The organism is Malaciobacter canalis (assembly GCF_008000835.1).
Classification (GTDB): Bacteria; Campylobacterota; Campylobacteria; order Campylobacterales; family Arcobacteraceae; genus Malaciobacter; species Malaciobacter canalis.
In genome coordinates this window covers 2,522,293-2,540,108 of the sequence record NZ_CP042812.1, presented here as the reverse complement: position 1 = coordinate 2,540,108, position 17,816 = coordinate 2,522,293, and the positions used below count along the sequence as shown (strand labels likewise).

The window sequence follows — 17,816 nt, the reverse complement described above, 5'->3', positions numbered from 1 at the left end:
TGTAAATATCAAGTATTAAGTTGTTTATACTCTTTTTTAGTACATTTAGATAAAATAGAATATAAGTAATTAAAAACTATTAAAATTAAAATTATACCTATAATGATAGGATAAATTCTACTGCTTAAGGTAAATAATATATAATACACTTTTAAAACAGTTTAAGAGAGATAATCATAAAAAATAAAATTATTTTCTCATTGTTTTTATAGTGACTATTTTCTTTACAGCTTGTAGTAATAAAGCTATTAAAATGAATCTATTAAAGTAAATGTTTCATTAAAAATGCACTTTTAGAAGCTTAGATGTTAAAAATTAGGAGGATAAAAAATGGGTAGAGCGAATTTAAAAATTCTTTATGTAGATGATAGTACAACTATATTAGATATGTTAGCTAGTTCATTAATTGAATTAGGTTATCTTGATACAAAATCAGCAGAAGATGGAATAGAAGCTTTAGCTCTTTGCGAAGAAGAAGAGTTTGATTTAATTATTACAGATATTAATATGCCAAATATGAATGGCTTTGAGTTTATAGAGAATCTAAGAAATAAATATAATTATATGAGTACACCTATTTTAGTATTGACAACTGAGAGTAGTGATGAGATGAAAGAAAAGGGTTATCAAGTTGGAGCAACTTCATGGATGGTAAAACCTTTTACTACAACTCTTTTAGGTGCTTCTATTGAAAAGACAATTGAAAAAACTGAGCAAGTAGATAATTTTTAAAACCTTTTATCATCAGTGATTTTAAAATTTAAAGTGGTGTACTTTAAAAGTACACCTAAAAAATATTAAATCCAAATATTATCAAGTAGTCTTGTATTTCCAAATCTTGCAACTACTAATATTATTGTATTTTTTAATTCAATTTCTTCAATTTGAATAAAATCTCTATTTACAATTGCTATATATTCTACATCTAAATCTTTCATTATTTCATACATCTTTGCTTTTAATACTTTTGATTTTATTTCTTTTTTTCCTACAAGTGAGGCAGCTTGATATAAAGATTTTGAAATTAAAAGTGCTTCTTTTCTTTGTGTTTCACTTAAATATATATTTCTAGAACTAAGAGCTAAACCATCTTTTTCTCTTACAATTTCACAGGGAACAATATTGATATCTAAAAATAGATTTTTAACCATTTGTTGAATAAGTGTTAATTGTTGGGCATCTTTTTTACCAAAGTATGCATTTGTTGGTTTTGTAAGGTTAAACAGCTTTAATACTACTTGCAAAACACCATCAAAGTGACCTGGTCTAGTTTTACCCTCTAAAACATAACTTTTACTTGGAGCTTTTATTAAGACTTCATCTTCTTCATACATTGTTGATATTTCAGGCATGAAAATATAATCAACTTTGCAAATTTCACAAATTTTTTTATCTGCTTCATCTTTTTTTGGATATTTATCTAAATCTTCTCCTGGTAAAAACTGAGTTGGATTTACAAAAATAGATACTATTACTATATCATTTTCTTCTCTTGCTTTTTTTATAAGTGAGATATGTCCATCATGTAATGCTCCCATTGTTGGTACAAATCCTACACTTGAAGTTATATTTTTTCGTATATTTTTTAATTGTTCAATAGTTGTTAAAATTTCCAATTTTTTTCCTTATTCATTGTTATAATTTGGATTTAGTTTTAAAAGAACTAAATCAGCTAAAATATTTCCTAATAGTGTTAAAAATGCACCAATAATAAGTATTCCCATAATTACAGGATAGTCATGTGCAAGTGCACTTTTGTAAAATAAAAGTCCCATTCCATCAATAGAAAAAATTGATTCTAAAATAACACTTCCTCCAATAATTGCTGGAAGTGAAAGTCCTAAAAGTGTTATTACTGGTGGATACAGATTTGGTAAAATATAGTATCTTAAAAGTTGTTTTTTACTTAAACCTCTTGCTTTTGCAAAAAAAATATAATCAGATTTTAGTATTTCAATTACAAGAGATCTTACATAAAGTGTTAAGCTTCCAATTCCTGCAAATACTATTACAAATATAGGCATAATTAAATGCCAAAGAAAATCTAAGTAGTAATTTAAGCTTCCATCATTTGGTACTGAATGTAATCCTGCTATTGGAAAAAGTTCTAAGTTTACAGAAAATACTAAGATTAAAATAAGTGCTAAATAAAAAGATGGCATAGAAAAACTTAATAATGAAAGTTGTGTTGCAAACTTGTCAAAAAGCTTTGATTTACTAAAAGCTGCTTTTATTCCAAGATAAAGTGATAAAACAAAAATAAGAACCATTGAACTTATATTTAAAATAAGTGTAATTGGTAATCTTGTAATAATTTCATTTTTTACCATTGTTCCACTTGCAAAAGATATTCCAAAATCTAATTGCAAAATAGCACTTAACCAAGAAAAATATTGTAAATATAAAGGTTTATCAAGACCATAAACAGCTTTTAGTTGCTCTATTGATTCTTTTGTTATATTAGGATTTAGCTCTCCACTTGCAAAAAATGAGTTTGGAGCTAAATTAATAGCAAAAAAAGATATAAGGCTTATAATAATAAGCATAACAATTAGGTATAATAGTTTTTTAAATACAATATTCATAAAAGTATTATACAAAAGATAGGTTTAATTATGATAGGAATTGATGTAGCTTCTATAAATAGAATAAAAAAAATGCATGATAGGTTTGGAATAAAAGCTTATGAAAAGTTTTTAAGTGATAAAGAAATTTTATTAGTTAAAAAAGTTGAAACTGCTGCTGGATTTTGGGCTGCTAAAGAGGCTGCTAGTAAAGCTTTGGGAACTGGTATTGGAAAAGAGTGCTCTTTTCATGATATAAAAATAAAAAAAAGTAAATTAGGTGCTCCAAAATTAAAATATAAAAAACATATAAGAAAGAAATTTAAAATAAAAAAATCTTACCTTTCTATAACTCATGATGAAGGGTTTGCTATTGCAGTTGTAAATAATATTAAAAAATAGATACTTAAGATTATTTACTTAAGTATCTTTCTAATATAATTTTTGCAGCAAGGGAGTCTACTCTTCCATCTCTTTTGTATTTTATTTGACCTTTCATCATATCCTCAGCTTCAATTGAGCTCATATTCTCTTCACAATACTCAATAGGAATATCAATATCAAGAAGAGTTACAAAGTGCTTTATTCTTCTTTGCATCTCTTCACTTGCGCTTGGAAAACCTACAATTAACTTATCTATTTCCCACTCTTTTAAAAAAGCTTTCACTTCATTTGCTGCTTGATTTCTATTTTTTCTTAAAATGGCATTTTGTGGTGTCACAATATCAGAAGCAATATTAATTGCAACACCAATTCTTTTTAGCCCAATATCAATACTTGCTAGTTTCAAGCTAAAATCTCATCTGCTAAATCAAATTTATTTGCAGTCATTAAATGAATTTTTGGATGAAGTTTTCTAATCTCATAAAAGAGATCTTTACTTAATTGCATACCTACTTTATACTCTTCTTCCTCAGATATTTGATTTGCAAGTTCAAGTTTATCAATCCAATCTTGTGGTACATGAATTCCTGGAACTTGTGCTGATAAAAATAGTGCAGTTCTTAGTTTTGTGATTGGGAAGATTCCAAAAATTAGTTGTGCTTTTTTCTTATTGCCAACAACATCCTCTTTTGCATTTTCAAAAATCTCTAAAAGTTTTTTTGCATTATTTACATCAAATACAGGTTGAGTGATTATTCCCATAGCTCCATTTTGTATTTTGTTGTGCATCTTTTTTTCTAAAGATGTAAAGCTTCTTGCATATGAGTTTGTAACAGCAAATGGATAGATTTGTTTTGGCTCTATTTTAAAAGGTCTTCCTGCAATATCCATACCATAATTAAAAGATTTAATCATTTTTAAAAGCATTGAAGAGTTTGATTCAAATACTCCTTTTGAGTGTGGTTGGTCACTCATTTTAGCAGGATCTCCTGTTAGGGCTAAAATAGCTCTTACATCAAATTCATTTGCACCTAATAAATCAGATTGAAGTGCAATTTTATTTCTATCTCTCATGCTCATTGTTGCAATTACTGGTTTTTTAAACTCTTGTTGTAATCTTAAACTTGCGAAAAGTGCATTATATTTTAATTTTGCAAGAGGATTGTCTGTTGCAGAAAATCCATCAACTCTATTTTGAAGATCAAATTTTTTAACTTTTTCTATAATATTGTGCATAATTGGTTCATGCTGAGGTGTTGTTTCTAGGGTTAAATACTTGTCTTCTTGTAACTTTTGAATAAGTGTTTCAAACATTAAAAAACTATCCTTTTAGTATATTTTAGATATTATTATACCCTTTAAAGTATAAAAGTATTAAAGCAATTAGGGAAAAATATGAAATTAGCGGTATTTGATTTTGATTCAACACTTATGGATGGAGAGACTATTGACTTTTTAGCAAAGCCTTTAGGCCTTGAAGCAAAAGTAGCAAAAATTACAGAAGAAGCAATGGCTGGAAGACTTGATTTTTTTGAGTCATTAATTCAAAGAGTATCTTTACTAAAAGGGCTTGAATATAGTAAAGCAGTTGAAATTTGTAAAGATTTGCCTTTAATGCCAGGAGCTTATGAGACTGTAAGTGAATTAAAAAAAATGGGTTATAAAGTAATATGTTTTTCTGGTGGATTTAGAATAGGAACATCTCCTGCAAAGGAAAAACTTGGTCTTGATGCAGATTTTTCAAATATTTTACACGAAAAAGATGGAGTTTTAACAGGACTTGTAGGTGGAGATATGATGTTTGGATTCTCAAAAGGTGATATGATTCAAAGAGTTCAATCAATGCTTGGTGTATCAGTTGAAAATACATTGGTTGTTGGTGATGGAGCAAATGATGTTAGTATGTTTAAATATGCATCAAAAAAAGTAGCTTTTTGTGCAAAAGATGTACTAAAAAAAGAAGCGAATATAATTGTCGATAAAAAAGATTTAACACAAATCTTAAAAAGTATTTAAGGAGAGAGCAATGAGTTTAAAAGAAGATATTAATTTTTCACTTTGGTGTGATTTTATTGAAAGAGAGTTTTTAGAAAATAGATTTCAAGAGATGATTGAAGAAAAGGCTATTTATGGTGCGACTTCAAATCCTGCAATATTTGAATCTTCAATTACAAGTTCACTTGCTTATAAACAACAACTTGATATGTTAAAAGCAAATGATGCAAAAACTATATATGAAGATTTAGCAATAAGAGATATAAAAAGAGCTGCTGAGCTTTTAAAACCTTTATATGATAAAAATACAAATGATGGTTTTGTATCATTAGAAGTTGATCCAACACTTTGTGATGATGCACAAGCTACTATTGAAGAGGGAATTAGATTAAACTCAATGATAAATTGTGATAATTTAATGATCAAAGTTCCTGCTACAAAAGCTGGTTATGTTGCTATGAAAGAGTTAACAAGTCAAGGTATAAATGTAAATGCAACTTTAATATTTTCAGTTGAGCAAGCAATTGAGTGTGCTAAAGCTTTAAATGAAGGTATTAATGAATCAAATATTGAAACAAAAGCTGTTATTTCAATCTTTGTTTCTAGATTTGATAGACTTTGTGATGAATTATTAGTTGAAAAAGGACTTAAAAAATCAAAACTAGGAATAATGAACGCTACTAAATGTTATCATGAAATAAATAAATTCGAAAATGAGAATATTAGAACACTTTTTGCAAGTACAGGAGTAAAAGGCGATGAGTTAACAGCAAGTTATTATGTTGATAATTTACTTTATCCAAATTCAGTAAATACTGCTCCTTTGGCAACAATTGAAGATTGGATAGTTGATGGAAGTAAAGAGCCATCAAAAATCCCAAGTGAAGAAAAATGTGATAAATATTTTGCTGAGCTTGAAAAAGTTGGAGTAAATATGAATGATGTTTATTCAAAACTTTTAACAGATGGTTTAGAAGCATTTAAAGTGTCATTTAGCGATTTATTAGCTAAGTTGACAAAATAGCCTATAAAAAGGCTATTTTCTTAAGAAAGTTTTTGCTAAACTTTACTTACACTAGAATAAGATAAAGGGTTTATAATGAATAACTGGAGTTCAAATAGCTGGAGAGATTTTCCTATAAAGCAACAACCAAACTATAATGACTTAGAAAAATTAGCTAAGGTTGAGGCTGAATTATCTTCATATCCTCCACTTATTTTTGCAGGGGAAGCAAGAAGATTAAAAAGTAAATTAGCAGATGTTGTAAATGGTAAGTCATTTTTACTACAAGGTGGAGACTGTGCTGAGTCATTTAATGCATTTGATGCAAATAATATTAAAGATTTATTTAAAGTAATGATGCAAATGGCAGTTGTTTTAACTTTCTCAGGTGGTTGTCCTGTTGTAAAAGTTGGAAGAGTTGCAGGTCAATTCGCAAAACCAAGAAGTTCAGATTTTGAAGAGATAAATGGTATTTCACTTCCTTCATATAGAGGTGATATTGTAAATGGGATGGATTTTACACAAGAAGCTAGAAATCCAAGTCCTAAAAAACTTTTAAAAGCATATAATCAAAGTGCAGCAACACTAAACCTTTTAAGAGCATTTGCAAGAGGTGGTATGGCAGATTTAAATAAAGTTCATTCATGGAATTTAGATTTTGTTAAAGGTAATACTTTAGGGGAAAAGTATGAAGAATTAGCAGATAAAATTTCAGAAACATTAAATTTTATGAAATCTTGTGGAATTACATCTGAAAATACGCACCAATTAAGTGAAACGACACTTTATACTTCACATGAAGCATTATTATTAAATTATGAACAAGCATTAACAAGAAAAGATTCACTAACAGGTGATTGGTATGATTGTAGTGCTCATATGTTATGGATTGGGGATAGAACAAGAGGACTTGATGATGCACATATTGAGTACTTTAGAGGAATTAAAAATCCAATTGGTTGCAAAGTTGGACCTTCTATGCAAGAAGATGAATTAATCAAGCTTATTGATAAGTTAAATCCAGAAAATGAAGCTGGTAGATTAAACTTAATCGTTAGAATGGGTGCAGAAAAAATTGCAGAGCATTTCCCTAAACTTTTAGCTAAAGTTAAAGCTGAGGGTAAAAATGTTTTATGGTCAAGTGATCCAATGCATGGAAATACTATTAAAACTGACAATGGATTTAAAACAAGAGATTTTGAATCGATTTTATCAGAAGTTAAACAGTTCTTCCAAATTCATAGAGCTGAGGGAACATATGCAGGTGGTATTCACTTAGAAATGACAGGACAAAATGTAACTGAGTGTACAGGTTCTTGTTCTTCTGCTATTACACAAGAGGGATTATCTAGTAGATATCATACTCAGTGTGACCCAAGATTAAATGCAGACCAAGCTTTAGAGTTATCTTTTATGATAGCTGATACATTAAAAGAAGCTAGAAAAGATTTAGTAATATAAAAAAGAGGTTTTCCTCTTTTTTATTTATAAGAAAATATCTTTATACTCTTGCTCATTAAAACCTACAATTACTTTATTGTTATACTCAATTATAGGTCTTTTTAAAAGCATAGACTCTTTTTTTAACCACTTTTTTCTACCCTCATCATCAAGGTTTAAATCTTTTAATTTTAGATTTCTATACGTAGCACCTCTATTATTAAATAGTTTGTCAATTGATGAGTTTTCAAGCCAATAATCAATCATATTAGATGTTACTTCTTCTTTTTTAAAGTCAAAAAAGTCATAATCTATTGAGTTTTCTTTAAAAAACTTAAGAGCTTTTCTTACTGTATCACAATTTTTTATGCCGTGAACTTTTATCATAATGCTACTCTATAATCTTTGGTACTATAAAGTATCCATCTTCAGATTTTGGAGCATTTTCAATGATTTGTTTAGCTCTTTGTAAATCTTGTGTTGAGATATCTTCTCTTAAAGGAGTTCCTCCCTCAACTGTGTTAAATGTAGCATCAATATTGCTTACATCAATTTCATTTAAATTCTCAACAAAATTGATAATATCTCCTAACTCAGATTTTAAACTCTCTTTTTTTTGTTCATCAATTTCTAAGCTAGAAAGCTTTGCTAATTTTTCTATTAGTTTATCATCAACTGTCATTTTTTTCCTTTTAAATTTGTAAACTTTATTATTAAATTTAAATATTATAACAAAAAAGAGTTTTTAATGTTATAAAATAATTTAGTCTATTTTTTAGCTCTTTTTTCATAAAATTTTTCTCTAAACTCTTCCCACTTATTTTCTAAAATCGCCTCTCTTGCTTTTCTCATAAGAGTTAAATAGTAGTTTATATTGTGTATTGAAGCAAGTCTAAAGTATGTTATCTCACCAGCTCTATATAGATGGCTTAAATATGCTTTAGTGAAGTTTTTACAAGTGTAGCAGTCACACTCTTCATCAATTGGTAAAGGATCTTCTTTGTACATAGCTTTTTTGATATTTACTCTTCCAAAGTTTGTAAATAAAGTTCCATTTCTTGCATTTCTAGTGGGCATTACACAATCGAACATATCTACGCCTCTGTGAATATTTTCTATTAAATCCTCAGGTGTTCCAACTCCCATTAGGTATCTTGGTTTATTTTCAGGCATAAATGTTGTTGTCCATTCAACTGTATCATACATATCTTGATTTGGTTCACCAACACTTAATCCTCCAATTGCATATCCATCAAAATCTTCTAATGCACAAAGTTGTTGGGCACTCATTTTTCTAAACTCTTTATCTGTACCACCTTGGATAATTGCAAAAATATTTTGATTAACTCCAATACCTTTTTCTTGTTGTTGTTTATGATAAGTTATAGCTTCTTTTGCCCACTTTGTAGTTCTTTCAATAGATTTTTTAATTCGCTCTTTTGTGTTTGGTAGGGCAACTAAATCATCTAAAATCATCATAATATCACTACCTAGGTCATATTGAGTATCTAGAACACTTTGTGGTGTAAAGTAGTGTTTGCTTCCATCAATGTGAGATCTAAACATAATTCCATTTTCATCAGGCTTTGAATTATCACTAAGTGAAAATGCTTGAAAACCACCTGAGTCAGTTAAAAAAGAGTTTGGAAATTTTGAAAAACCATGAAGTCCACCAAACTTTTTAATTAATTTACTACCTGGTCTTAAATATAAGTGATAAGTGTTACCAAGTATAATTTTTGCACCCATACTTAAAAGATCATTTGCATCAAGTGCTTTTACAGTTGCTTGAGTTCCAACGGGCATAAATACTGGTGTTTGTATTGTACTGTGAGCTGTTTTTATTGTACAAGCTCTTGCTTTATTTTGTGTTGCATCTATAGTAAATTGCATATAAAAAAAATCCTTATAAAATCTTCTTGTGATTGTATCAAAAAATTGGTAAAGAAAATGATTAGAGATAAAAAGATATAATATCTACTATGAAAAAGATACTTATTATATTAGATGGAATTGTCGCTAAAAACTTAATGCAAAGAATAGTTGAAACTAATACTGGTGAAAACTATTATGATATTGTTTATGTAAATGATGCAATAGTTCCTGATCAAAAATTGTCAAATGTTACATTTTATAAGTTTGATCCAACTTCAAAATCAAAACTTGCAATGGTTTTGGATAAAAATATTCATACAGAAGTACTTGTGGTACTTAACTCAAAAGATGAGATGTTAAGTGTTATTGAAAATATCAAATCACACAAACACAATCTTCAAATGAATATTTTAGATTATTGGAATTTAGAACTTGATGATCCATATGTAAATGTCTATAAAGGTATTGAAGTTTTAGCAAATGGGATGGTAGAAAGACTACCAAATATTCCTGTAGTTGCTCAAAATATTGGATTGAAACATGGCGAAATAATGGAGATTAGAATTCCATTTGGTAGTTCATATGCTTATAGATATATAGGTTCAATTGAACAAAAAAATTGGAGAATTTTTGCTTTATATAGAAATGAAAAACTCGAAGATTTAAAACCTTCTTTGATTTTAAAACCAAATGATACTATTTTAGTAATTGGTGAGCCAAAAGTTTTAATGCAAGTTTATAGTGCTATTGGCAAAACAAGAGGACAGTTTCCTATGCCATTTGGACATAATTTGTATTTATATTTAGATTTATACTTAATGAAAAAGCATAGAGTTGAAAAAGCTGTTCATGAAGCAAAATATCTACATAAGTATTTAAAAAATAAAAAACTTGTTATTAGAATTACTAGACCAACAACAGTTGGTATAATGAATTTTATAAAAGAGCAATTTAGAGATGATGAATCTGTTATTATAAATATAGATTATCATAATTTAGGCTTTAGAAAAATTAGAAAAATGGATTTTAAAAAGCTTGATATAGGAATGATAATATTATCAAGTGAAATGTTTAAAAATAAAGAGATTGCTACAGAATTGGTAAATACAAAAGTTCCTTTATTTAAACTTGGGAAAGAACCAGTTGGTGCAACTAAAAATACTCTTATTGTTTTAAATGATACAAAATCATATGAACAAATTTCACCAATTGTATTTGATGTATCAAGTCAAATAAAAACAAAAACTAAAATTTTTGATATGGATCCAAATGGCTTTGATGATAAATCGAAATTACTTGATCACTTTGAAAATCTTTCAAAGATATTTAGCCAAAAGATTGAGATTATTTCATGTGATAAAAATCCAATTAGACAACTTAGAAAAGAACAAGATATTCTACAAATTTTGCCACTTAAAAAAAGCATGTTTCAAAAAAGATTCTCTTGGAGTTTTATTTATACAAACTCAGATTTAATATCTTTTGATATGGCAAAATATAATCAATTACTTATACCTATTATAGAAGATTAAAGGAAATAAATGAAATTTGAGGCTTATCCCTTTGAAAAATTAAATAAACTATTAAGTGATGTTACACCAACATCAAAATATGAATTATCATCACTTACAATAGGAGAACCACAGTTTGAAACTCCACAGTTTATTCAAGATGAATTAAAAAATAGTTCTGAGCTTTTAAAGAAATATCCAGCAAGTGCTGGACTTCCAAAATTAAAAGAGGCAATGAAAAATTTTGTATCAAAAAGATTTAATGTTTGTTTAGAAAATGATGAAATTATTCCAACTTTTGGAACAAGGGAAGTTTTGTTTAACTTTCCACAATTTGCATTATTTGATAAAAAAAATCCAGTTATGGCATTTACTAATCCCTTTTACCAAATATATGAAGGTGCAGCAGTAGCTAGTAAAGCTGAGGTTATTCATATAGACTTAACAAAACAAAATAATTTTAAAGCAAGTTTGAGTGATGAAGAGTTAAAAAGATGTGATTTAGTGATTTTAAACTATCCAAATAACCCAACTTCTGCTAGTATAAGTATTGATGAACTTGAAACTTGGGTAAAAAAAGCTTTAGAGTTTGATTTTATACTTATAAATGATGAGTGTTATAGTGAAATATATTTTGATGAAAGTGATAAGCCAGTATCCCTTTTAGAAGCTAGTATAAAAGCTGGAAATGAAAAGTTTAAAAATATTTTAGTTATGAACTCTATTTCAAAAAGAAGTAGCGCACCTGGACTTAGAAGTGGTTTTATTGCTGGGGATTCAACAATTTTAAAAGAGTACATGAAATATAGAACATATATAGGTTGTGCAAGTCCTGTCCCTTTACAAAATGCAGCTGCTGTTGCTTGGAATGATGAAGAACATGTTCAAAATTTTAGAGAAATTTATAAAAAGAATTTTCAACTTGCAAAAGAGATTTTAGATATAAATCCACCTCAAGCTACTTTTTACATTTGGTTAAAAGTAGAAGATGAGTTAGAGTTTACAAGAAACCTATATGAAAAAAAACATATAAAAGTTCTTCCTGGAAGTTTTTTGGGAAGAAAAGGTATTGGAAAAGGTTATGTAAGAATAGCCTTAGTTGAAAATGAAAATAAAACAAGAGAGGTATTAAATAGGTTGAAGGATTTTATTAATGAATAAGCAAGAGTTAAATGAAGCTAGAACAAACCCTGATTTTATAAAATATTTAGAAGAAACAAGAGTTGATGCTTTAAATACTCAAAATATTTCAGCACTTTATGAAGTTCTTGACTCAATGCTTATTTTAGATTTAGATGAAAAAAAAGTAAATGAAGTTTATGAAGAGATTTTAAAGATATCTTTTTTTGAAGTTGAAAAAATAGTAAATAGTGGTAAAAAGTTAAAGCTTAAAGATAATCAACTTTACTATGTTCGGTCTTTTTATGAGCATGCTATTGAAAAGTGGAGTTTTCAAAATATTGATGGTGCAAAACAACTATTTTTTGTACTTTATAACATTATTGATGATGAAAGATTAGAAGATGCTTTGAAAATTCATGTAATTGCACTTTCAGAGGGTATGGATTTAGATATGTTTTATGAGAAAAAAGTTGATGAAAATAGTGCATTAGAAGATGATTCACATGGATATTTTATAGTTAACTTTAAATTTGATATAAAAGAATTTTTAAAAGAAAATAGTACTGTTTTAGAAAAAGAGTATGAAAACTTAAAATATTTATTGGATTAATATATGAATATACATTTTATTGGAATTGGTGGAATAGGTCTATCAGCCCTTGGTAGATTTTTAAAACATGATGGTCATTATGTTAGTGGTTCGGATATTAAAAGCTCTCCTATTACAAAGCAACTTGAAGAAGAAGGAATTAAAGTAATTACTCCTCATAATGCTTCAATTATAAATAATCAAGATATAGTAATACACTCAGCAGCTGTAAAACCAAATAATGTGGAAATTTTACAAGCAGTTGAAAATGGAATAAAAACTATTCCAAGAAAAGAGGCTTTGCCAATAGTTTTAGGTGATAAGAAAAACTATTGTGTTGCAGGAGCGCATGGAAAAAGTACTACAACTGCTATTTTAGCTTCAATATTAAAAAGTTCAACCTTAATTGGTGCAATTTCAAAAGAGTTTGATTCAAACTTTAGATATGTTGATAATTTAGTTGCTTTTGAAGCAGATGAGAGTGATGGGAGTTTTTTACTTTCAAATCCTTATTGTGCAATAGTAACAAATGCTGAACCAGAGCATATGGAGTATTATAATTATGATTTAAAAAGATTTTATCAAGCTTATGAGTCATTTTTAAAAATTGCAAAAGTAAGAGTTATAAATGCAGAAGATGAGTTCTTAGGAAGTTTAGATATAGAAGCTATAAAACTTCATCCAAGTATTGATATAACAGAAGTTTCATATACACTTAAAAATGGAGAACCCTATACAAAGTTTCACTTAAAAGATTTAGGTGAGTTTGAAGTTTGGGGTTTTGGTTATCATATAGCAATTGATGCTTCTTTAGCAATTTTAGCTGCATTAAATGAAATTCCTTTAGTTGAAATAAAAGATAATATTAAAAATTATAAAGGAATTAAAAAAAGATTTGATATTGTTCAAAAAAGTGAACAATTTGTAGTAATTGATGATTATGCTCATCATCCAACTGAAATAGCTGCAACAATGAAATCTGTTAGTTTATATTCAAATTTAAAAAATATGGAAAAAATTGTTGTAATTTGGCAACCTCATAAATATAGTAGAACAGTTAATAATCTTGAAGAGTTTAAAAAATGCTTCAATGGTTGTGATGCACTTGTAATTTTACCTGTTTATAGTGCTGGTGAAGAGATTGAAGATATTGACTTTGAAAAAGAGTTTTCTTCTTATAATCCTATATTTGCAGATAAAATTAAAGCAAGTAATAATAAAATAGAACTCATTAAAGATGATAAAACAGTTTACACATATACAGATGGAATTGTTTTAGGCGTTGGTGCTGGCGATATAACTTACCAATTAAGAATTAAATAATAGTTTAATTTTACTTCCTTCCTCAAAGCCCTTTTTAGGGCTTTTTTTATATAAATTTTAAATTTACATAAAATTTATACTTTAATATTACTATTTCAGTATATAAGAAATTATGTAAAGGATAACAAATGAGTAGTAATTATACAAGAAGAGATTTTCTTAAAGTTACTTCATGCTCGACTGCTATTGCTGGGATATCTTGTATGACAGGAACTCTTGGGAGTTTAGGTGCTCAAACTATAAGTGGAAGTACTAAATTTGTCAAAAGTTACTGCGAGATGTGTACTAGTAGATGTCAGATTGAAGGTAAAGTAGTTGATGGTAAAAGTGTATTCATCCAAGGAAACCAATATTCAAAAGGAATGGGTACATCAGTATGCGCAAGAGGTGCAGCAGGGCATTCTCAACTTTATGATCCACAAAGATTAGTTAAACCACTAATTAGAGTAGGAAAAAGAGGTGAGGGAAAATGGAAAGAAGCAACTTATGAAGAAGCATTAAATTTAATTGCTAAAAAAATGACAAGTATCAAAGAAAAGTATGGTCCTCAAGCAGTTTTATTTTCTGCAAAAACAGGTGAACATTTTTCTCATTTGAGTACATTTTCAAAAGCATTTGAAAGTCCAAACTTATTTTCACATCATAGTCACTGTCCAATAGCATATAAAGTTGCTTTTAAACATACATATGGAACAGGTTTAAAAAGAGACTTTTCTAAATCAAAATATATTCTAAATTTTGGGCATAATTTATTTGAGGGTATTAATGTAAGCTCTACAAAAAAATTAGCAAAAGCAGCTGCAAGTGAGAAAACAAAACTTGTAGTTTTAGAACCTAGATTTTCAATTGTTGCAGCAAAAGCTGATGAGTGGTATGCTGTAAAACCAGGAACTGATTTAGCATTTGTATTATCATTGATTCATGTTTGGTTAAGAGATGACAAATATGACAAAGAGTTTGTACAAAGATATACAGTAGGAATTGAGCACTTAATTGAAAGTACTAAAACAACAACTCCTCAATGGCAAGAGAAAATTACAGGTATTAAAGCTGATGTTGCAGAAAGAGTTGCAAATGAATTATATAAAGCAGCTCCAAATTGTATTATTGATTGGGGACATAAAACAACAACTGGTCAAAGTGAGTATCAAAGAACAAGAGCTATTTTAATAGCAAATGCATTGATGGGTAATATAGAAAAAGAGGGTGGATTATTTTTTAAGAAAAAAGCAAAAACATGTAATAAACTTGCAGGTATTGATATTGCGCCAACTATAACAAACCCTGATAAACATTTCCAAACTCCTAAAACATTAAGAGTTGATAGAGCTTCACTAAAAGGTAGTGATAATGCTTTTGTTGGTAGAAATCAAGGTGTATTAATGGATATACCAAAAGCGATTTTAAATAAAGACCCTTATGAAGTAAAAGGGTGGTTTATGATAAGAACAAATCCATTAATTACAGTTGCTGATCCTAAAACAATGAAAGAGGCTATGCATAAATTAGATTTTATTGTTGTAACTGATATTTATATGTCAGAAACTGCACTAATGGCAGATGTAGTTTTACCAGAAGCAACTTATCTTGAAAGAGATGAGGGAATTACAGATAAAAGTTCATCTAAACCAACATATATGATAAGAAATAAAATTGTTGATCCTATTAACAATACTTTAGCAAGTCATGAGATTTTTAGAACATTAGCTAAAAAAATGGGAATTGATAAAGACTATAAATGGGATAATATTTTACAGTATAGAGTACAACAAGCAAAAGGTAATGATAAATTACTAAAAGAGCTTATGTCAAAAGGATATGTATCATACTCAATTCCAACTTTATACTATAGAGAAGAGAAATATGTAAAAGATTTTGTAAATAAATATCCAAATGCTAAAAAATATTTAGATGAAGATGGATTAATGGGAAGTATGTTAGACAACTTAAAAACTCCAAGTGGAAAAATTGAGATTTTCTCACAACAAGTAGAAGAAGAGTTTAAAGGTTATGGTGTACCAAGAGATGATAATAATATGGATGTAACAAGAGGTTACCCTTATATTTTAACATCAGGAAAAAGTGCAATTCATACAAATGGTCATACTCACAATGTGCCTTATTTACATATGTTAATGAGTGATAACCCTGTTTGGATAAATCCTCAAACAGCTAAAAAAGAGAATTTGAAAAATGGAGATAAAATCTATTTAGAAAATGATATAGGAAAAGAGAAAGGTACAGTTTTTATAACTGAGGGAATTAGACCAGATACATTTTTTGTTTATATGGGATTTGGTAGAGAGTCAAGTGATTTAAAAAGAGCTAATGGTGTTGGAACAAATCAATCTAAACTATTACCATTAATTAAAGGTCCTGTTTGTTCGACAATGGTTACAAATGTGGGCGTAAAAATCACTAAAGCTTAAGGGGTAAGTTATGAGTAAAAAATATAGAATGATTCATGATGAAAATTTATGTATAGGTTGCCAAGCTTGTAGTGTTGCATGTAGGAGTGAAAATGATGTTCCTGATGATATTTTTAGACTACAAGTAAGAGTTGAAACAAAAGGAACTTTTCCAAATTTAAAAATGGATATGAGAAGACAATCATGTGTTATGTGTGAAGATGCACCATGTGTTGAGGTTTGTCCAACAAAAGCATCATTTCAAACAAGTGATGGAGTTGTACATATTGATGAAAGCACATGTGTATCTTGTAAATATTGTATTGTTGCTTGTCCTTATAATGCAAGATTTATGAATCCTGTTACTAAAGCAGTTGATAAATGTACTTTTTGTTATTCAAATAGAGTAAAAAAAGGTTTAGATCCAGCATGTGTAACAGTTTGTCCAACAGATGCATTAGTATTTGGAGATATAAGTGATACAAGTTCTGAAGTTTATAAAAAAGCAAATGAGAATAATTTATTGTATCCAAAAGCACATTTAGGAACTAAACCTAAAGTAGCCTTTGTTCCTAATAAAAGAGGAGTAAGTTATGAATAATATGTGGGGAAGCACAGCTCAATATGAGGTTATAAGTTGGCCTTGGCCAATTGCAGTATATCTATTTTTAGCAGGACTTAGTGCAGGTTCTATAATCATTGCACTTCTTGTAAAATGGAATAGACATGAAAAAGATAGTTCATCTATTTGGGATGCTATGGTTAAAGCTGGTGCGATAATCTCTCCTCTTACTATTTGTGTTGGATTATTGCTTTTAATTGTTGATTTAGGGAAACCTTTATCTTTTTATTGGTTATTAATAAGTTATAACTTTACATCAGTTATGACACTTGGTGTAATAGCTTTATTTATCTATACACCTTTAGCATTTGTTTTTATGGGATTAATTTTTGAAGATACGATTAAAGAAAATAAACTTTTATCTATTTTTTCACCAATAATTTCATATATTAAAAGTTTTGAAGTTTATGCAAAAAGAATTGAGTATGTATTGTTTGGATTGGCATTGATAGTAGGAGCTTATACAGGGTTCTTATTATCAGCTAATATGACATATCCATTGTGGAATTCACCTGTACTACCTATTTTATTCTTAGCTTCAGGTATTAGTGCAGGTATTGCAGGAAATATTTTGGTTGGTATGCTTTTCTTTAAAAGTAGTATCAATAAAGAGAGTATTAAATATTTGTTGATTTTAGATTTAAGAGTTATTTTATTAGAAATACCTCTATTAATTATACTATTTGTTGGTATGCTTTATGCAGGTGGAAATGCTGAAGTTGCAGCAATTCAAGCATTAACTGTTGGAAAATGGGCTTCTATTTTCTGGTTTGGAGTTATTGGTTTTGGATTGGTTTCACCTTTATTAATAGCATTTACAGCATTAAGAAACCATGCTTATAAAGCAGGATTTATTTTAGTAAACTCGATGATTGTACTAGCAGGTGTTATACTACTTAGATTTTATGTGGTATATGCTGGACAATTGTTTACAGGAGCTTAAGCACTAGAGAGGTTTTTAACCTTTCTAGTTATATAAT

Annotated in this window: 19 protein-coding genes; 12 read left to right on the top strand and 7 right to left on the bottom strand. The window is 28.4% G+C overall.

The window, feature by feature from the left end; translation table 11 throughout:
• Positions 1-330: 330 nt before the first annotated feature.
• The gene (locus ACAN_RS12620; RefSeq protein ID WP_079577684.1) at positions 331-732 is read left to right on the top strand and encodes a response regulator; all 402 of its coding nucleotides are present in this window, start codon (positions 331-333) and stop codon (positions 730-732) included.
• A 65-nt stretch (positions 733-797) separates the two neighbouring features.
• Here ACAN_RS12620 and panC read toward each other — a convergent pair whose 3' ends face one another.
• Both panC and ACAN_RS12610 read right to left on the bottom strand, forming a co-directional pair.
• Complete coding sequence (gene panC / locus ACAN_RS12615) at positions 798-1,616, bottom strand: pantoate--beta-alanine ligase (protein ID WP_099333720.1); 819 nt, start codon at positions 1,614-1,616, stop codon at positions 798-800.
• Positions 1,617-1,625: 9 nt separating this feature from the next.
• Positions 1,626-2,585: an ABC transporter permease gene (locus ACAN_RS12610; protein WP_099333764.1), complete on the bottom strand. Its 960-nt coding sequence runs from the start codon at positions 2,583-2,585 to the stop codon at positions 1,626-1,628.
• A gap of 30 nt (positions 2,586-2,615) precedes the next feature.
• Here ACAN_RS12610 and acpS point away from each other — a divergent pair, with 30 nt between their 5' ends.
• On the top strand, positions 2,616-2,966 hold the full coding sequence (acpS, locus tag ACAN_RS12605) for a holo-ACP synthase (protein WP_099310694.1): 351 nt from the start codon (positions 2,616-2,618) through the stop codon (positions 2,964-2,966).
• Between the two features lie 10 nt (positions 2,967-2,976).
• Here acpS and ruvX read toward each other — a convergent pair whose 3' ends face one another.
• Both ruvX and ACAN_RS12595 read right to left on the bottom strand, forming a co-directional pair.
• Entirely contained in the window at positions 2,977-3,354 is a 378-nt protein-coding gene (ruvX, locus tag ACAN_RS12600) for a Holliday junction resolvase RuvX (RefSeq protein ID WP_099333719.1), read from the bottom strand.
• On the bottom strand, positions 3,351-4,262 hold the full coding sequence (locus ACAN_RS12595; protein WP_079577679.1) for a methylenetetrahydrofolate reductase: 912 nt from the start codon (positions 4,260-4,262) through the stop codon (positions 3,351-3,353). Before ACAN_RS12595 ends, ruvX begins: the two co-directional genes overlap by 4 nt.
• Before the next feature lie 51 nt (positions 4,263-4,313).
• Here ACAN_RS12595 and serB point away from each other — a divergent pair, with 51 nt between their 5' ends.
• The 3 genes from serB (at position 4,314) to ACAN_RS12580 (ending at position 7,407) form a co-directional block, all read left to right on the top strand.
• Positions 4,314-4,964, top strand: a complete 651-nt coding sequence (gene serB / locus ACAN_RS12590; RefSeq protein WP_228150614.1) for a phosphoserine phosphatase SerB — start codon at positions 4,314-4,316, stop codon at positions 4,962-4,964.
• Positions 4,965-4,974: 10 nt separating this feature from the next.
• Positions 4,975-5,967, top strand: coding sequence for a transaldolase (locus tag ACAN_RS12585; RefSeq protein ID WP_099333717.1), 993 nt, complete (start codon positions 4,975-4,977; stop codon positions 5,965-5,967).
• Between the two features lie 75 nt (positions 5,968-6,042).
• A complete protein-coding gene (locus ACAN_RS12580) occupies positions 6,043-7,407 on the top strand; it encodes a class II 3-deoxy-7-phosphoheptulonate synthase (RefSeq protein ID WP_099333716.1) in 1,365 nt (454 codons plus the stop codon).
• A gap of 24 nt (positions 7,408-7,431) precedes the next feature.
• Here ACAN_RS12580 and ACAN_RS12575 read toward each other — a convergent pair whose 3' ends face one another.
• From ACAN_RS12575 to tgt, 3 genes are all read right to left on the bottom strand, one after another.
• Positions 7,432-7,773 (bottom strand): arsenate reductase family protein, encoded by a 342-nt coding sequence (locus ACAN_RS12575; RefSeq protein ID WP_099333715.1) that lies wholly within the window; start codon positions 7,771-7,773, stop codon positions 7,432-7,434.
• 4 nt (positions 7,774-7,777) lie between these two features.
• On the bottom strand, positions 7,778-8,068 hold the full coding sequence (gene gatC / locus ACAN_RS12570; RefSeq protein WP_079577674.1) for an Asp-tRNA(Asn)/Glu-tRNA(Gln) amidotransferase subunit GatC: 291 nt from the start codon (positions 8,066-8,068) through the stop codon (positions 7,778-7,780).
• Positions 8,069-8,154: 86 nt separating this feature from the next.
• The gene (gene tgt, locus ACAN_RS12565) at positions 8,155-9,279 is read right to left on the bottom strand and encodes a tRNA guanosine(34) transglycosylase Tgt (RefSeq protein ID WP_099333714.1); all 1,125 of its coding nucleotides are present in this window, start codon (positions 9,277-9,279) and stop codon (positions 8,155-8,157) included.
• Positions 9,280-9,368: 89 nt separating this feature from the next.
• Between tgt and ACAN_RS12560 the strand changes: the two genes are divergently transcribed.
• From ACAN_RS12560 to nrfD, 7 genes are all read left to right on the top strand, one after another.
• Positions 9,369-10,793 (top strand): COG3400 family protein, encoded by a 1,425-nt coding sequence (locus ACAN_RS12560; RefSeq protein ID WP_099333713.1) that lies wholly within the window; start codon positions 9,369-9,371, stop codon positions 10,791-10,793.
• A 9-nt stretch (positions 10,794-10,802) separates the two neighbouring features.
• Positions 10,803-11,933 carry a succinyldiaminopimelate transaminase gene (locus tag ACAN_RS12555; protein WP_099333712.1) on the top strand — a complete coding sequence of 377 codons (1,131 nt, stop codon included), beginning with the start codon at positions 10,803-10,805 and terminating at the stop codon, positions 11,931-11,933.
• Positions 11,926-12,504: a hypothetical protein gene (locus tag ACAN_RS12550; protein WP_099333711.1), complete on the top strand. Its 579-nt coding sequence runs from the start codon at positions 11,926-11,928 to the stop codon at positions 12,502-12,504. The genes ACAN_RS12555 and ACAN_RS12550 overlap by 8 nt, the downstream gene beginning before the upstream one ends.
• 3 nt (positions 12,505-12,507) lie before the next feature.
• On the top strand, positions 12,508-13,806 hold the full coding sequence (gene murC / locus ACAN_RS12545; protein ID WP_099333710.1) for a UDP-N-acetylmuramate--L-alanine ligase: 1,299 nt from the start codon (positions 12,508-12,510) through the stop codon (positions 13,804-13,806).
• A gap of 128 nt (positions 13,807-13,934) precedes the next feature.
• On the top strand, positions 13,935-16,235 hold the full coding sequence (gene phsA, locus ACAN_RS12540; protein WP_099333709.1) for a thiosulfate reductase PhsA: 2,301 nt from the start codon (positions 13,935-13,937) through the stop codon (positions 16,233-16,235).
• Between the two features lie 10 nt (positions 16,236-16,245).
• The gene (locus ACAN_RS12535; RefSeq protein ID WP_099333708.1) at positions 16,246-16,815 is read left to right on the top strand and encodes a 4Fe-4S dicluster domain-containing protein; all 570 of its coding nucleotides are present in this window, start codon (positions 16,246-16,248) and stop codon (positions 16,813-16,815) included.
• Complete coding sequence (nrfD, locus tag ACAN_RS12530; protein WP_099333707.1) at positions 16,808-17,779, top strand: NrfD/PsrC family molybdoenzyme membrane anchor subunit; 972 nt, start codon at positions 16,808-16,810, stop codon at positions 17,777-17,779. The genes ACAN_RS12535 and nrfD overlap by 8 nt, the downstream gene beginning before the upstream one ends.
• Positions 17,780-17,816: the final 37 nt, after the last annotated feature.

Coding starts and splice junctions, on each gene's coding strand:
- phsA (WP_099333709.1), top strand. CDS start 13,935: ATGAGTAGTAATTATACAAGAAGAGATTTTCTTAAAGTTACTTCATGC.
- ACAN_RS12595 (WP_079577679.1), bottom strand. CDS start 4,262: ATGTTTGAAACACTTATTCAAAAGTTACAAGAAGACAAGTATTTAACC.
- ACAN_RS12610 (WP_099333764.1), bottom strand. CDS start 2,585: ATGAATATTGTATTTAAAAAACTATTATACCTAATTGTTATGCTTATT.
- nrfD (WP_099333707.1), top strand. CDS start 16,808: ATGAATAATATGTGGGGAAGCACAGCTCAATATGAGGTTATAAGTTGG.
- ACAN_RS12575 (WP_099333715.1), bottom strand. CDS start 7,773: ATGATAAAAGTTCACGGCATAAAAAATTGTGATACAGTAAGAAAAGCT.
- tgt (WP_099333714.1), bottom strand. CDS start 9,279: ATGCAATTTACTATAGATGCAACACAAAATAAAGCAAGAGCTTGTACA.
- ACAN_RS12620 (WP_079577684.1), top strand. CDS start 331: ATGGGTAGAGCGAATTTAAAAATTCTTTATGTAGATGATAGTACAACT.
- murC (WP_099333710.1), top strand. CDS start 12,508: ATGAATATACATTTTATTGGAATTGGTGGAATAGGTCTATCAGCCCTT.
- ACAN_RS12555 (WP_099333712.1), top strand. CDS start 10,803: ATGAAATTTGAGGCTTATCCCTTTGAAAAATTAAATAAACTATTAAGT.
- ACAN_RS12550 (WP_099333711.1), top strand. CDS start 11,926: ATGAATAAGCAAGAGTTAAATGAAGCTAGAACAAACCCTGATTTTATA.
- ACAN_RS12560 (WP_099333713.1), top strand. CDS start 9,369: ATGAAAAAGATACTTATTATATTAGATGGAATTGTCGCTAAAAACTTA.
- gatC (WP_079577674.1), bottom strand. CDS start 8,068: ATGACAGTTGATGATAAACTAATAGAAAAATTAGCAAAGCTTTCTAGC.
- ACAN_RS12585 (WP_099333717.1), top strand. CDS start 4,975: ATGAGTTTAAAAGAAGATATTAATTTTTCACTTTGGTGTGATTTTATT.
- acpS (WP_099310694.1), top strand. CDS start 2,616: ATGATAGGAATTGATGTAGCTTCTATAAATAGAATAAAAAAAATGCAT.
- ACAN_RS12535 (WP_099333708.1), top strand. CDS start 16,246: ATGAGTAAAAAATATAGAATGATTCATGATGAAAATTTATGTATAGGT.
- ACAN_RS12580 (WP_099333716.1), top strand. CDS start 6,043: ATGAATAACTGGAGTTCAAATAGCTGGAGAGATTTTCCTATAAAGCAA.